Genomic DNA, 14,321 nt, shown 5'->3' with positions numbered 1-14,321 from the left:
TATGTTGACGGTTCCGCACTTTTTAGAGCTTCGCCAATATTTTAACAGCCATGAAGTGGGTAAGCCCTTCTCTGTTACGGTCGACAAACTTGCCGGTATATGGTACTGTACGCCTCGATACGCTAAACGGATTGTCCGTAAACTTTGTGAGCTGGGCTGGATTGAGTGGAAAGCCGGGCGGGGCCGCGGTCATACGTCGGCGTTGACATTACTTACGGATTCGGACGAAATCCTCCTTCGGGAAGCTAAGCTTCGAATGGAGCAGGGGGATGTAAAGGAAGCGCTGGAGCTGATGAACCGTTTCGGGGCGGCTGCTGTCAAAGAACAGTTTATGGACTGGCTGTCGGAAGGAATGGGTTTTTCCACACAAGCTGTTTCCAATAAGCTGCAGGATACGCTGCGCTTTCCTATGTACCGTAAGATTTTAACGCTTGACCCCGGATTGATTCATTATCATTTCGATGCCCACATGGCAGGCCAGTTGTTCAATACGTTGGTCGAATACGATCAGGAAAGCCGAACCGTCCTACCTTGTATCGCGCATTCATGGGAAAAGAGCGTTGATGCCAAAGAGTGGACGTTCCATTTGAAAAAAGGCGTCATGTTCCATCATGGGCGGGAATTGACTGCTCATGATGTCGTTTTTTCACTGGATCGAATTCGATTGAACCCGGAACGATTTGAATCGAGCTGGATGTTTCAAGACATCGAGACGATCGATGTACTGGACCATAAAACGGTACGAATCCGTTTAAAAGAACCGAATTATTTGTTTCTGCGGCTTCTTTCTACCATTCCCGCGAGTATTGTTCCCGAAGAGATTGTACGGGCAGGTGAAGCGGAATTTGGGAAAAAACCGGTAGGAACAGGCCCTTTTCGAATGGTTCGTCTAAATGAGGGAATCTGCATTTTGGAGGCATTCCCGGCACATTTTCAAGGCAGGCCGCATCTGGATCGTGTCGAGGTTCTCATCTTCCCTGAAATGGAAACAGGCTGCTTGAAGGAGCCTGACTGGACATCGGTTATGATTTCGAATGGGGATGCTTCCAAAGCGCAGCGGGAAGCTTGGATAAAAGGCAACAGCGAGTGGTGTGACGTGGAAACGTTGTTCTCCTGCTGCAGTCTGCTTGTATTTAACCAGTGGAAGATCGGTCCGCAAAACCATCCCGAATTCCGACAAGCTCTTCATCATATCATCGATAGAGAACAGATGATTGCTGAGTTGGGGGGCGACCGGATTTTTCCCGCACAGGGATTCCGTCCATACCATCCGGTCTCTGAGATAACGACAGTCCATTCCCGCGTAAGTCGTTCGGAAATTTTGACCATGTTGAATGCGAGTGGTTACCAGGGTGAAACGTTCCGTTTACTTACAACCGCGTACCATGAGGAAGACGCCATTTGGATTAGAGAACGCTGCGAGTCTTTTGGAGTCCATATGGAAATAGAAGTGAGAGATCCGTCTGAATTTGCGGTTCACCATTCTTTGCCGGAACATGACTGTCTGCTGTTTGGGAACACTTTTAGCAATGACGAGGTATCTGAGCTGGAAATGGTTTTACAAAAAAATTACCTTTTGTCTGCGTTTGACGAACCCGTGGCGAAGGCTGTAAAAAAAGCCGCCGTATCTATTTTTCGTGAATCTGACGAGAAAGAACGCCAGCATAAACTGGCAGATATGGAATATCTAATACGGCAAACGTATTCTGTCCTGTACCTTGTCCATAAGAAAAACAATACTTCGTTTCATAAATCGTTATGTGGAGTTACAGTTAACGCTTCAGGTTGGCTTGACTTCCATAAGATTTGGTTTCATCCGCATGTCTCGCCTTGAGCGTGATATAAAGCAGGCCGATCCTTCACGCTGTGTGAGCTAAGGATTGGCCTGCTTCTTTGGAATGACAAAGGATACGGTGGTTCCTTCCTTCGGCTTGCTGCGAATAGACAAGCCTTGACCGTACAATTGCGCCAAGCGCCGATTCGTATTGGAAAGTCCGATTCCGCGCCTGCTTTTTGCTGGCGGATTCAACAACTGCCTGACCTTGTCCGGCTCCATGCCCTTGCCGTCATCCGCGACTTCAACATGGATGAACCCGTCCTCTCGGGCAATTCGGATGCGAATCGTACCGCCTTTGCTTTGGCTAAGGAGGCCATGCTTGACGGCATTTTCGACCAGCGGCTGGATCGAAAGCGGGGGGAGAAGCACGTCGATGCCCGGGTCAACCTCCCATAAGACCGACAGCCTGCTGCCGAACCGCTCTTGTTCAACAAACAAGTAGGCTTCCACAAGCGCCAGCTCATGGGACAGCTCGACAAGCTTTCCCTTATTGAGAAAATCAAAGCTGATCCGCAAAAAGGACGCAAAGGCATTGCCAAGCTGACGCATTTTTTCCGTGTCGATCTCGCTCAGCGCCATAATGGAATTCAGCGTATTGAACAGAAAATGAGGATGAATTTGTGCCTGCAGATAGGCGGCCTCCATACGCAAACGTTCTTGGATCGATTGCTTCAGCGTGATCAATGCCCTGATCCGGTATTGCAGCTCCAGAGCGTCTACCGGCTTGGTCACGTAATCGTTGGCTCCCGACTTGAATCCGGTGTAAATGTCGGCAGGCTGACTGCGCGCGGTCAGCAGCACTACCGGAAGCTCGGATAAGGAATATTGCGCCCTTACCTTCTGTGTCAACTCGTAGCCGGACATGTGCGGCATCATGACATCGGCAATCAGCAGATCCCATTGCTGCGTATCCAGCAGCTCCAGCGCCTCTCGGGCGGATTGAGCGGTCGTGATGCGGTACGGCTCCGATGAAAGGATGCCAACAAGCACATTCAAGTTGACGGGATCGTCATCCACGGCCAAAATATTCGCCTTCCCGTCATTCTCAAGCGGCGGGACAAGTACGGAAGCGGCCAATTCGCCGATGGAGGCATCCGAAGCAATTACCCCGGCGCGTACTTCTTCCACGGTGTCCGTGATCTGTGGAGGCTGAAGAAGAGGCTTTGGCGGCAGCGACGGGTTACTCGACACGTTGGCTAACGGCAGGTTAAAGCTGAGCACAGAACCCTTCCCAAGTTCGGAGCGAACGGTCAATACGCCGCCGTGCAATTCAACCAGTTGCTTGCAGATGCTTAACCCTAGTCCGATGCCCCGTCCGTCGCTTATGCCATAAGAGCCTTGTTCGTAGGAGAGAAACACCCTCGCTTGGGTCTTCTCGTCCATGCCGACCCCTGTGTCGGAGATATGAATCAAGGCATGCCCTTCTCGGGTCTCGGCGGAAACGGAGATGGTTCCTTCCTCCGTGTATTTGAGGGCATTATGCACCAGGTTATATAAAATTTGCACGAGCCTTTTCTCGTCGGCCATGACCGGCGGCATCGATTCCGCAATGTCCATATGCAGTCGGACAGGCCTGCCCTCAAGCATAAATTGAAGCATGCCGACGACGCCGGGTACGACGGATTGAATCTGCAGAGGCTCTTGCTGCAGCACGATGCGGTGCTCCTGGAGCCGTGCGACATCAAGAAGATCGCCGAGCATATGCGACATGCGGCGGCTGATGGTGATTAGCAGCTCCATGTCTTTCAGGTTGCGCTCGTTCAGCTTCGTTTTCTCTTTGACCACCACGCTCTGGGCGATATTGATAATGCCATGCAGCGGCGTTCTCAGCTCGTGCGACGTATTGGCCAGAAATTGATCCTTCAGCTTGTCGGCTTTCCTTAACTGATCGTTGAGGACGGCGTTTTCTCTGGCATTGCGGAAATATTGTTTAAACCAGTAGGTCGAAAAACCGATAATCGTCGCAATAATATCGATCGGATAGTAAACGGGAGTATAGGAGCTCCATAGGCTCCAGAGAAAACTCGATATAATGCCGACTGCAGACATCACTAGGAAGACGCCGTCGTTGACGGTTTGCTTCCCGAAGATCATGGTTCCCGCCGTATAAGCAAACCAGGCGAAGGGGACCAAGTAGAAGAAGTGAAATATCCCCCAGTCAACCGATCCATTCACCCATGCCGCATTTGCGGCGAACAGAAATCCCGTATAAGCAAGGAGCGCCGCGGTGAGTACCCGCAAGCCGACACTCTTCGGAGGAGCCGAAGAAAACCTTCTAAAGACGATATAAATAAAATACGAATGCCATAGGAGGGCGATCAGTTTGATCTTCAGCGCCCATGTATAATTGATCGGCAGCCATAGCAAAAGCAGGTTATCATGGCCGGTCATAATCGAAATACCGGTTGCCAGCGTCAGCAGAAAGACAACGATCAACGTTCGTTCATGCGGGTTAAACGAATAAAGGATAAAGGCATACATCCCGTGAAGCAGTAGCACGATAAACGTAGCCAGTTGAAACCCGATGGAATACAAGCGCGCATAGTCGATCGCGGCCTGAGAGCCAAAGTAGATGGAGCGCAGGATACCGCCGTTATAAGGGTCGTCGAAATTCGCCACCCGAATAAGCAATTCAAGCTCAGTCGCTCCTTCCGCATCGTACGAAGCCGTGTAAGAGATATTTTTGGGCGTGTACTCATTCGCATGTTCGGCAGGATTACCAACATCGGGTTCAACCTGCCCGTTGATTTCCACACCGGATGAGGCCCGTATGTCTCGCAACCAAAAAGCGACAGGCTGCTTCAGTGGATCGACCAGAATGCGCAGCCGATACGTTCCGTACCCATACGAGTGATCCGAGCCATTCGTCAGCTGGCTGCTCCAATCTCCCGGAACTTGAATAGGGCGAGCTTCGTTTTCCGTCAACGGCATGTCCCGGTGAAAGGCTAATTTGCCAGGGTAAAACTGCCACTCGCCATCCAAGGAGATGGTAGGGGATTGATCCAAGTCCACACCACGCAAATCGAGCACGCCATGGATTGCGCGGGGGTGCTCCAATGTAGGGAAAATTCCGGTCCAAGTCCAGCGCAGGCCGAGGAGGATGCCGAGAAATAATATAATGGTCACTATATACTTAGGAGTGGTGTTATATTTCATTCGCATCATATAAAGAAGTTCGACGGAACAAGCGCTTATTCCTCTTTAACACGGCTCCGTATGTTCAAGTGTTCCTCCAGCATCTGGAGATGTATAATAAAGGAGATGAAACTATGAAGGAGGCTGTCTTAGAATGAAGGGCATAGGAATTGAACAATATGGCGATGTCGACCAATTGCGAATCATTGAATTGCCGACAAAACAACTTGAACCCGATGATTTGTTGATTTCCATTCAGGCGAGTGGTGTGAATCCGGTAGATTGGAAGGTGCGAGAGGGTAAGCTAAAGCAAGATTTCACGTTTGAGCTTCCTCTGATTTTGGGATGGGATGCGGCAGGAACGGTCATGGCCGCAGGAGCCAATGTGCAAGATTTCCACGTGGGGGACGATGTGTTTTTCCGCCCGTTGTTTGATCGTTTTGGGACTTATGCAGATCAAATCGTAGTTCCCGCCTCTATCGTGTCGAAGATGCCCAAGGGTTTAACTTATATGGAAGCTGCATCTCTCCCGTTAGCCGGTCTCACGGCACTACAGGCTATTGAAGAGGTCGGAAAGGTCGGGCCGGAAAGCCGTGTCCTGATTTTGGCGGGCAGCGGAGGGGTCGGGTCCCTTGCCGTCCAAATAGCGAAAGCGCGTGGCGCATATGTGGCAGCAACGACCAGCACGCGGAACGCTAAGTATGTACGTGAATTGGGAGCGGATGAAGTGTTGACCTACGACACGGGAAGCATCCATTCTTCAGTGCAGTTTGATTTCCTGTTTGATACCATAGGCGGCTCCGCTTATGGAGATGCCCTGAAATGGATGAAGCCCGGTGGGGGAGTGGCTACGATTATCAGCAGCAGAGATGCTATACGTCCGGATTTTGTCGATGCTCTCGAACAAGACCTACGCCTTCGGACAGAATTTGTTTTTACCCGGCCGGACGGGAAAAATATGAATCGTATTCGTGAACTTGTGGAAGAAGGGAAAGTGAAACCTCTCATCTCGGAAGTTTATCCGATGACCGTAGATGGAGTAAGGAAAGCCCATCTTTCCAGTCAGACGGGACGAACACGCGGCAAGATTGTATTAAGTCGAGAATCCTCCGAGTGACAATTGGGGTGAGAAGTGGCTCATTTAGGGCCACTTTTCTTTTGTATTGAAAAGTATAAGAAAAGAAGCAGCCGAGATAAGACTGCTTCTGCAGAAATCTGGTAGACCCTTTCCTTTGCTTGGCTACCGTTACAGAAACTTTTTCATTTCGTTAAAAGCCAGATGACGATGACCGGCCTGGCAGTGCTGTTCACCGCCGGTTTCTCTGGTAAAGACCTTCGTTGTGATGGTCGCCGCATTGCACAGTTCCTGCTGGATTTGCGGCAGACGGCTGATCGGAACGTACTGATCCTCCTCCCCGGCCAGCAGCAATACATCCTGATTGATCAACGGGCCGAGTCCGGCAAAGTCGTTGATGGTGAGCTTGTGAGAATTTTGAGAGAAGCGTCTGATAACATGCAGGGGGTTATACCTATGAGATAAGCTTCGGAGGAGGAAAGGACAAGTGACGAATCGAGGGGAATTCCATTCGTTTGCAGGGAGGCTGTGGATATGGACGATCGTATTCATGATGGTCTCCGTAACCTTATTCCATGATCCCGCGCATGCGGCAGAACAATGGAGCCAATACGCCAAAATAGGCAGGGGCAGCAATGATGTTGTCGGAGCGTTCTCGACTCCGAACGGCTTGACAGTAGACGGCGGCGGAAATTTGTATGTAGCCGATACGGGAAATAACCGCATTCAGAAGCTGACGGCGGCTACGGGTCTGTGGAGTCAATGGGGAAAAAATGCCGGAGCCTTTGGAACCCGTCTGGGCGAATTTGCCAATCCGGCCAGCGTGTCGGTAGACCGCAGCGGGAACGTATACGCGGCTGATACGGGGAACCATCGCATCCAGAAGCTGACGGCAGCTACCGGGGAATGGAGCGAGTGGAAAAGCAGCGGGGGCGGATCGGGAAGCGGCCTGGGCGAGTTTCGGTCACCGAAGGGCGTGGCCGTAGACAGCCGAGGGAACGTCTATGTGGCCGATGCGGGGAACCATCGCATCCAGAAGCTGACGGTGGCCACGAGCGAATGGAGCGAGTGGAAAAAGACTGGGGGCGGCCCGGGAAGCGGCCGGGGTGAGTTTAACGGTCCGGCCCGCGTGTCGGTAGACGGCAGCGATAATATCTACGTGGCCGATACGGGCAACCATCGTATCCAGAAGCTGACGGCAGCTACCGGGGAATGGAGCGAGTGGAAGAGCGGCGGGGGCGGATCGGGAAGCGGCCTGGGCGAGTTTAACAATCCGTCCGACATAGCTGTAGATGGCAGCGGCGACGTGTACGTGGCCGATACGGGTAACCACCGCATCCAGAAGCTGACGATAGCTTCAGGCGTATGGAGTGAGTGGAAGAGCAGCGCTGGCGTACCGGGAAGCAGTCTGGGGACGTTTAAAAATCCAAGAGGCGTAGCGGTGGACGGCAGCGGCAATATCTACGTGGGCGATACCGGCAATGCACGCGTCCAAAAGCTGGATGTCCGTTCCAATTCGTGGAGCGAGTGGATCTACATCGGAGGGGTGATTGGCGGAGGCTTGGGCGAGTTCAAGTATCCGAATGGCGTGGCGGTGGACAGCAAAGGCAACGCCTACGTGGCCGACTTCGGCAACCATCGCATTCAAAAGTTCGATGCAGCGACACGCGTATGGATCGAGTGGAGGAAGAGCAATGGACAGTTCGGAAGCGGCTTGGGCGAGTTCGACGGTCCGACCGATGTGGCCGTGGATAGCAGCGGCAATGTCTATGTGTCCGATTTTTATAACCACCGCGTTCAGAAGCTGACGGTAGCTACAGGCGTATGGAGTGAGTGGAAGAAGAGCGGCGGAGGGGCGGGAAGCGGCCCCGGAGAGTTTAACTACCCTAGCGGAGTGGCGGTAGATGGCGACGGGAACGTCTATGTGGCCGATTCCGACAATAACCGCATCCAGAAGCTGACGGCAGCTACGGGCAAATGGAGCGACTGGAAGAAGAGCGACGGAAAGCCCGGAAGCTCCCTGGGCGAGTTTAATTATCCTACCGGTGTGGCGGTAGACCGCAGCGGGAATGTTTATGTGGCGGATATGAAAAACCATCGCATCCAGAAGCTGACGGCGGCTACAGGCGTATGGAGCGAGTGGAAGAGCGGCGGAGGCGGATCGGGAAGCGGCCTGGGCGGATTCGACGAACCGTATCACCTCGCAGTAGATGGCAACGGGAACGTCTATGTGGCCGATTCCAATAACCATCGCATCCAGAAGCTGACGGCAGCTACAGGAAAGTGGAGAGAGTGGAAGAGAAGAGGCGGTGGAGCAGGAGGCGGTCTAGGCGAGTTCTACAATCCGTTAGGCGTGGCGGTGGACAGCAGCGGGCAGGTCTACGTGGCCGATTCCAACAATCATCGGGTACAAAAGCTGGAAGGCCAGAACACTCCTCCGGACGCGCCGACGAATGTAACGGCAGAGGTAGCGAACGGCGAATTGCAAGCGACCGTGAAGTTTACGGCGCCTGTTAGCGACGGAGGCAGCGCCATCACCGGGTATACCGTAACTTCGAGCCCGGGAGGCTTGACGGCTAGCGGTACAGGCAGTCCGATCACGGTGACCGGCTTAACGTACGGCACGGCGTATACGTTTACCGTCGTGGCGACAAACGACTTGGGGGACTCTAATGCCTCGCTTCCATCGAACAGCGTAACGCCAGCGCCAGCGACAGCTCCTGTTACGGTTCCCGGCGCGCCGACGGCCGTGACGGCTGTGGTAGAGCAGGGACAATCACAAGCGACCGTGACCTTCACCCCGCCGGCCAGCAACGGAGGCAGCCTCATTACCGGCTACACTGTAACTTCGAGCCCAGGAGGATTGACGGCTAGCGGCACGGGCAGTCCGATCACGGTGACGGGCCTGACGTACGGCACGACTTATACGTTTACCGTTGTTGCCATGAACGGCACGGGAAGCTCGGCTCCTTCGACTCCATCGAATGGCGTGACACCGATTGCGCTTGTGGCCGTGCCGAGCGCGCCGAGGAACGTAACCGCCGTTGCGGGCAACGGGGAAGCAACCGTGACCTTCACTCCACCTGCCCGCGATGGAGGCAGTCCCATCGTAAGCTACACGGTCACGGCTAATCCGGGCGGCAAAACGGCAACCGGCGCGGGAAGCCCGGTCACGGTGACCGGCTTAACCAACGGCGTAACCTATACGTTTACGGTCGTTGCAACGAACCGTGTCGGCAGCGGCGCCGCATCCCACGTTTCCAACGCGGTAAGGCCGGAAGGCTCCTCCGATAGCGGCAGCAGCGACAATACGCCGACGACAGGAAGTGCGTCTTTTCAGCCGGGGCCTTCGGCTCCAGCGGAATCCGATACATCCGGGGCATCCGTTCTTGTGAACGGACAATCGGTAAATGCGGGAACGGTCAAGGTAACGAATGTCGATTCGCGGAAGGTCACGACCGTCACGCTTGACCGGAATAAGCTCGAAGAGAGGCTCGCCAAGGAAGGGAAATCCGCCGTGGTGACGATACCGGTAAATACCGCATCCGATGTCGTCATCGCAGAGCTTACCGGGCAGATGGTAAGCGGCATGGAAGCGCAGCAAGCGGTATTGGAGATCAAAACGGATCGAGCGGCTTATCGTTTGCCGGCTCGTCAGATCAACATCCAATCGATCTCCAATCAGGTGGGCGGATCGGCAGCGCTGCAGGATATTAAGGTTCAGATTGAAATCGCCGTGCCCAAAAAGCCGGTTCCATCGCTCGAAGGAACGATCGCGATTGTCGCCCCGCCGCTTGATTTTGCGGTAAGAGCGATTTATAAGGACAAAACCGTTGAAGTGACCGAGTTCCAAACTTATGTCGAACGCACCATGGCCATTCCGGACGGCGTCGATCCTAACAAAATCACGACGGGAGTCGCGATAGAGACGGATGGTACGCTGCGTCATGTGCCGACGAAGGTCGTGCTGTCGAACGGCAAGTATTATGCCAAGATCAACAGTTTGACGAATAGCGTCTATTCCGTTATATGGCATCCGCTTGCGTTTAAAGACGTAGAGCGGCATTGGGCCCAGCAAGCCGTGAACGACATGGGATCGCGTCTGGTCGTGAGCGGCGTCAGCCAAGGCCAGTTCAATCCCGATCAAGATATTACGCGCGCGGAGTTCGCAGCGATTCTGATTCGCGGATTAGGGTTAAAAGCAAAAGAAGGGGCACAGCCTTTCTCCGACGTAGATCGGAAGGATTGGTTCTGTGGTGCGGTTGGGACGGCATACGCGTACAACCTGATCAGCGGCTTCGAAGACGGCGCCTTCCGTCCGAACGAGAAGATTACACGCGAACAAGCGATGACGATCATGGCAATAGCGATGACCATAACAGGGCTTAGCGCGAAGTCTTCCCCAACTGCGGAACCGTTGCTGAACTCCTTCGCCGATGCGGGGACGGTATCGGATTGGGCCAAGAGCGGAATATCCGACGCTTTGCAATCCGGACTCCTTTCGGGACGGAGCGGCACGGAACTGGCTCCAAAAGCATTCATCACAAGAGCGGAAGTAGCGGTTATTGTGCAACGGCTTCTACAGAAGTCCGATCTGATTCAATAAGCTTACAGTTGTAAGAAGCCGACATCGCGTCCTCGAATAAAGGGCGCGATGTCGGCTTTAAACTTAACGGCCAAACTCCTTATTGAATATTTTATCGCGAGCCGTCAAAATTTCCGGGGCTACCGAGCTGAAGCGCGTTACCAAAATATGCTTCCCGCCCAGAGATCCGCCGGCTCTCGATTCAAATCCGAAAGTACGCCGTCGCAAAAGCGACGGCTCTTTGAATAGTATACCCGGGTATAGACCAGCCTCTTGTGCAGGGGGAGCGCTAGAACGGACTCATGCCGAGCGTGTTCAGCTTTTCGCCGGTAATATCGACGCCCATTTTCGTCGTAATGTCGCGATAATGACCGACCCGGCGGCCGATTCGGTTGTCGGTTTCGTCTTTATTGCCCTCCAGATTGCCGTTGATAATCATGATCGTAATTCCGAAGCCCGGCGGGGTTAGCCCTTTGGCAGTTTCCTCCGCCGAAGGCGTCCAATTGCCGACCATGACGTCGTGGGCCGACGGCTTCGGCGGTTGCGGTGTCATCCAGAACAGAATCGCGGTCATAAAGCCCAATTTACCGTCGCTCGTGATGAGCTCCGGCTGTTGGAGCAGCGTGTTTTTATTGCCGTAGATAATGCCGCTGAACAAACCGTAGTTGTAGTTCCAGCTCAACTGGATCGGCCCGCGTCCATGATACGATTTGCCCGCAACCGGCGGGTAATCGGCATGCGTCTGCACGTAACCAATGTTGGTGCTGTTGATGTACGTCATTTCCTCGTTCCAGAACAAGCCCCAACGAAGCTCGCCGCCGGGCGCGGTCGCCCAGCCTCCGCCCGTTTCATGCGCAATATTGGCGAGGAAAGCCGCCAGCTCGCGCTTGCGGTTCACGGCAGAGCCTTCTTTGAGGAACGAACCGAAATCGACGGTTTTGGAGACGATCGGCACCGTCAAGTTCCAGGAAGCGTTGAAATCGGCATTTTGATAGATGAGCGTTTCCGTCTTCGTCGCCTTGTCCAGTCGGAATATGCGATGGTTCCAAGTCGCTCCCTGCCGGTATTCGAGTTTGTACTTGATTTTCGCCACCTCGGATACGGCGGCAATCAGGTTGTTGTACGAATAATAGTCTCCTTGCCCCGGCTTGTAATACGGCTTGGAAGCGGCGAAGGTATGCCACTCCGGCGAGCCGATGCGGATCGGGAACAGCGCTTCGTACTCTGCCTGCGGCAGTGCGCTCTGCACGGCTGCAACGGCATTGGCCGGCGAATATTGCGGATCGATGCCGCCCCAGATCGACGCAATTTGCGAATCGGTCAGGACGCGGCTTTGACCGACGGTCAGACCGCCCAGCGACGTCTTTACTTTGATGCTCGCGCTTGCCGTCGTGTTGTTGGCGCCATCCCTTGCAGCAACGTAATACGTATATTCGGTATCCTGCTGCAGCCCTATATCGGTGGAGGTCAGCGTGGAAGCGTTGGCTGAGGAGCCGACCTTCGTCCCGTTGCGGTAAATATCGTAGCTGGTCACAGCGATGTTGTCCGTAGCCGCAGTCCAAGTCAGCGTGATCGTGTCCGCGGTCTGTCCCGTCGAAGCGAGATTCGTCGGAGCCGTCGGCGGGGTAGAATCGTTGCCGCCGCCCGTGTCCGCTCCTACCAACTGCCACGGCGAGCTTGACGGGTCGCTCGTGCCCGGTGTATCGCCCTGTGTCCACCATTTGGCCCGGTAAATATTCCCGTTATAGCTGACCTCATTGCCGGACACGTACACTTGGGTGGCGACCCAAGGCGAGGCGGCTAAGGCAGCTTGCTGTCCGGCATTGGCGGAAGCGATAGTTGTAACCGGTTCCAAAGGTGCGAGCGCCAACAGGGCGGACAGCGCGGCGACGCTTGCTCGCACCGCTTTCTTGCGGGTGGACTTAGGTTTCATATTAACCTCCTATTACGATTGGATTAATTTCACTTTCTAGTATATTAAATCCAAAACCTATTATATATAGACATAAACTACTATTTATTACGGAGAACAACAAGAAAATTAACTACTGACATTATCACTACTACTATAAACATATAAAAGGAAACAGGATCGCCACCGATTACTAATTCATCAGAAAGAATACCTATTTGATACGTCAAAAAAGCGGATACTGCTGAACAAATAAATGAGATACTCAATATTGCAGATCCATTAATTGGGTTTTCCGATCCTGATGCCGATTGGGGCTGGGACAGTTACCGCGAGAAATATGATTACGGCCGTACACTCCACATGTTCGCGGCAGCCGATAGTCCTTACAATCTGCCCGTGTACCCGCGACTGTTCCGCGCCAGCCAGCACGATGCCGTGTCGTTAATTTGCGGTTACCGTGAACTGCGCCACTGGTACTCGGATTGGAATGAAAGGAGCGACCCTGCTGGAGACGTTGTACAGCTTGGGCATTACGCCCTCCAGAAGCCGGCCGCGGGCCAGCAATAACAACCCCTATGCGGAATCCGTATTCCGAACGTGCAAGTACCGTCCGCAATACCCCGCAAACGGGTTTGCGGATCGAACGCAAGCCGGGAATGGGCGCTGCGTTTCGTTCACTGGTATAACACCGAGCACCGCCGTAGCGGACTGAACTTCCTCACGCCAAGCCAACGACATGACGGGCTCACGGAGCAGATTTTCGAACGCCGAAAGCAGGTCTATGAGGCGGCAAAAGCTGCGCATCCCGCTCGTTGGTCAAGAGCTGCACGCAACTGGAGCCTCGAAGATGAGGTTTGGCTAAATCCCGAAAAAGCGCCGGCTATTCAAGCTGAGCAAAATGCCTAAGTCTAGCTTTTCTATTTTCGAGAATTCACGACAACTATCTTGACAATTAACCGTCTGGACGGTACACTTACTTTGCAAATCATTATTGATGAGGAGGCAATTATGAGTAAAATTGCGGTGATGCTACCAGTCGTTTAGGCGATTTATCCATTGAATTGCTATTCGAGCGTAAAATATTCCGTACACATTTTACGAAATAGTGTGTATCTACATGAACTAGATTACTATGTAGACACTGCACTAGAGGAGAGATAATTTGTCTAAACGGGAAAGAATTTTAGAGGAAGCCACTAATATCATTAGAGAAAAAGGCATTAACAATTTGACACTAGATGCAGTTGCTGCCGCTGCAGAGATTAGCAAAGGCGGTTTTCTGTATCATTTTCACAACAAGGAAGATCTAATTAGAGCCCTTAATGAACAAGCGCTGGCAGAAACAAAAGCCCTTATGGATGAAGAAATGAAATCAGGAAAAGGTTATACACTGGCTTACCTCAATGTTGCTGCATTGCCGACAGATCCTCTATGTACTTGGAGTTTGGCAACCAGTGTATTAGCAGGTTCTACTTCAGAAAGTAGGGAAGTTCTTTCCATGTGGGAAACTGAGTACCAAACCTTTTTAGAAAAATCAGCATCAGAAAATATCCCTCCTGAATTAGCACTAGTTATTCGACTCGTTTGCGATGGATTATGTTTCTCTGATCTCTTCAACTTGGCTCCGGTGAGTCCATCGGATAGAAAACAGATTGTGCAATTTTTAACTTCCCTCCGAGAGAAGTCTCCCACTTCTAAATCTTGCGAAGCTTGATGAAAGCGGGAGATGAATTTCGGTAGGCGAAGCCTAAAGTCTTTTTATTGTCACATTTTC

Annotated in this window: 6 protein-coding genes and 2 pseudogenes; 5 read left to right on the top strand and 3 right to left on the bottom strand. The window is 52.8% G+C overall.

Annotated elements, in window-relative coordinates:
• Position 1: 1 nt before the first annotated feature.
• On the top strand, positions 2–1,834 hold the full coding sequence (locus tag BLO51_RS24350) for an SgrR family transcriptional regulator (RefSeq protein WP_090675978.1): 1,833 nt from the start codon (positions 2–4) through the stop codon (positions 1,832–1,834).
• 39 nt (positions 1,835–1,873) lie between these two features.
• Here BLO51_RS24350 and BLO51_RS24345 read toward each other — a convergent pair whose 3' ends face one another.
• Positions 1,874–5,002: a hybrid sensor histidine kinase/response regulator gene (locus tag BLO51_RS24345; RefSeq protein ID WP_167670319.1), complete on the bottom strand. Its 3,129-nt coding sequence runs from the start codon at positions 5,000–5,002 to the stop codon at positions 1,874–1,876.
• A gap of 124 nt (positions 5,003–5,126) precedes the next feature.
• On the opposite strand from BLO51_RS24345, the gene BLO51_RS24340 reads away from it, so the two are divergent.
• Positions 5,127–6,089, top strand: a complete 963-nt coding sequence (locus BLO51_RS24340) for an NADP-dependent oxidoreductase (protein ID WP_090675977.1) — start codon at positions 5,127–5,129, stop codon at positions 6,087–6,089.
• Between the two features lie 129 nt (positions 6,090–6,218).
• On the opposite strand, the pseudogene BLO51_RS24335 reads toward BLO51_RS24340, so the two are convergent.
• Positions 6,219–6,434 (bottom strand): annotated as a pseudogene (locus BLO51_RS24335) (alpha/beta hydrolase); the annotation flags it as partial.
• A 100-nt stretch (positions 6,435–6,534) separates the two neighbouring features.
• Between BLO51_RS24335 and BLO51_RS24330 the strand changes: the two are divergent.
• Positions 6,535–10,653, top strand: a complete 4,119-nt coding sequence (locus BLO51_RS24330) for a fibronectin type III domain-containing protein (protein ID WP_245719799.1) — start codon at positions 6,535–6,537, stop codon at positions 10,651–10,653.
• 63 nt (positions 10,654–10,716) lie between these two features.
• On the opposite strand, the pseudogene BLO51_RS24325 reads toward BLO51_RS24330, so the two are convergent.
• A pseudogene (locus tag BLO51_RS24325) lies at positions 10,717–12,565 on the bottom strand (glycoside hydrolase family 19 protein).
• Positions 12,566–13,034: 469 nt separating this feature from the next.
• Between BLO51_RS24325 and BLO51_RS28830 the strand changes: the two are divergent.
• Together BLO51_RS28830 and BLO51_RS24315 are read left to right on the top strand one after the other, a co-directional pair.
• Complete coding sequence (locus BLO51_RS28830; RefSeq protein WP_143006973.1) at positions 13,035–13,259, top strand: transposase; 225 nt, start codon at positions 13,035–13,037, stop codon at positions 13,257–13,259.
• Between the two features lie 450 nt (positions 13,260–13,709).
• Positions 13,710–14,261 carry a TetR/AcrR family transcriptional regulator gene (locus tag BLO51_RS24315; protein ID WP_090675972.1) on the top strand — a complete coding sequence of 184 codons (552 nt, stop codon included), beginning with the start codon at positions 13,710–13,712 and terminating at the stop codon, positions 14,259–14,261.
• The last annotated feature ends 60 nt before the right edge of the window (positions 14,262–14,321 follow it).

This window comes from Paenibacillus tianmuensis, assembly GCF_900100345.1.
Taxonomy (GTDB): Bacteria; Bacillota; Bacilli; order Paenibacillales; family NBRC-103111; genus Paenibacillus_G; species Paenibacillus_G tianmuensis.
Note: the sequence above shows the minus strand (reverse complement) of the source record. Positions and strands in the feature narration are given on the sequence as shown.

Excerpts from the sequence above, each read along its gene's own strand:
- BLO51_RS24345 (WP_167670319.1), bottom strand. The coding sequence starts at position 5,002 with ATGATGCGAATGAAATATAACACCACTCCTAAGTATATAGTGACCATT.
- BLO51_RS24340 (WP_090675977.1), top strand. The coding sequence starts at position 5,127 with ATGAAGGGCATAGGAATTGAACAATATGGCGATGTCGACCAATTGCGA.
- BLO51_RS24350 (WP_090675978.1), top strand. The coding sequence starts at position 2 with ATGTTGACGGTTCCGCACTTTTTAGAGCTTCGCCAATATTTTAACAGC.
- BLO51_RS28830 (WP_143006973.1), top strand. The coding sequence starts at position 13,035 with ATGAAAGGAGCGACCCTGCTGGAGACGTTGTACAGCTTGGGCATTACG.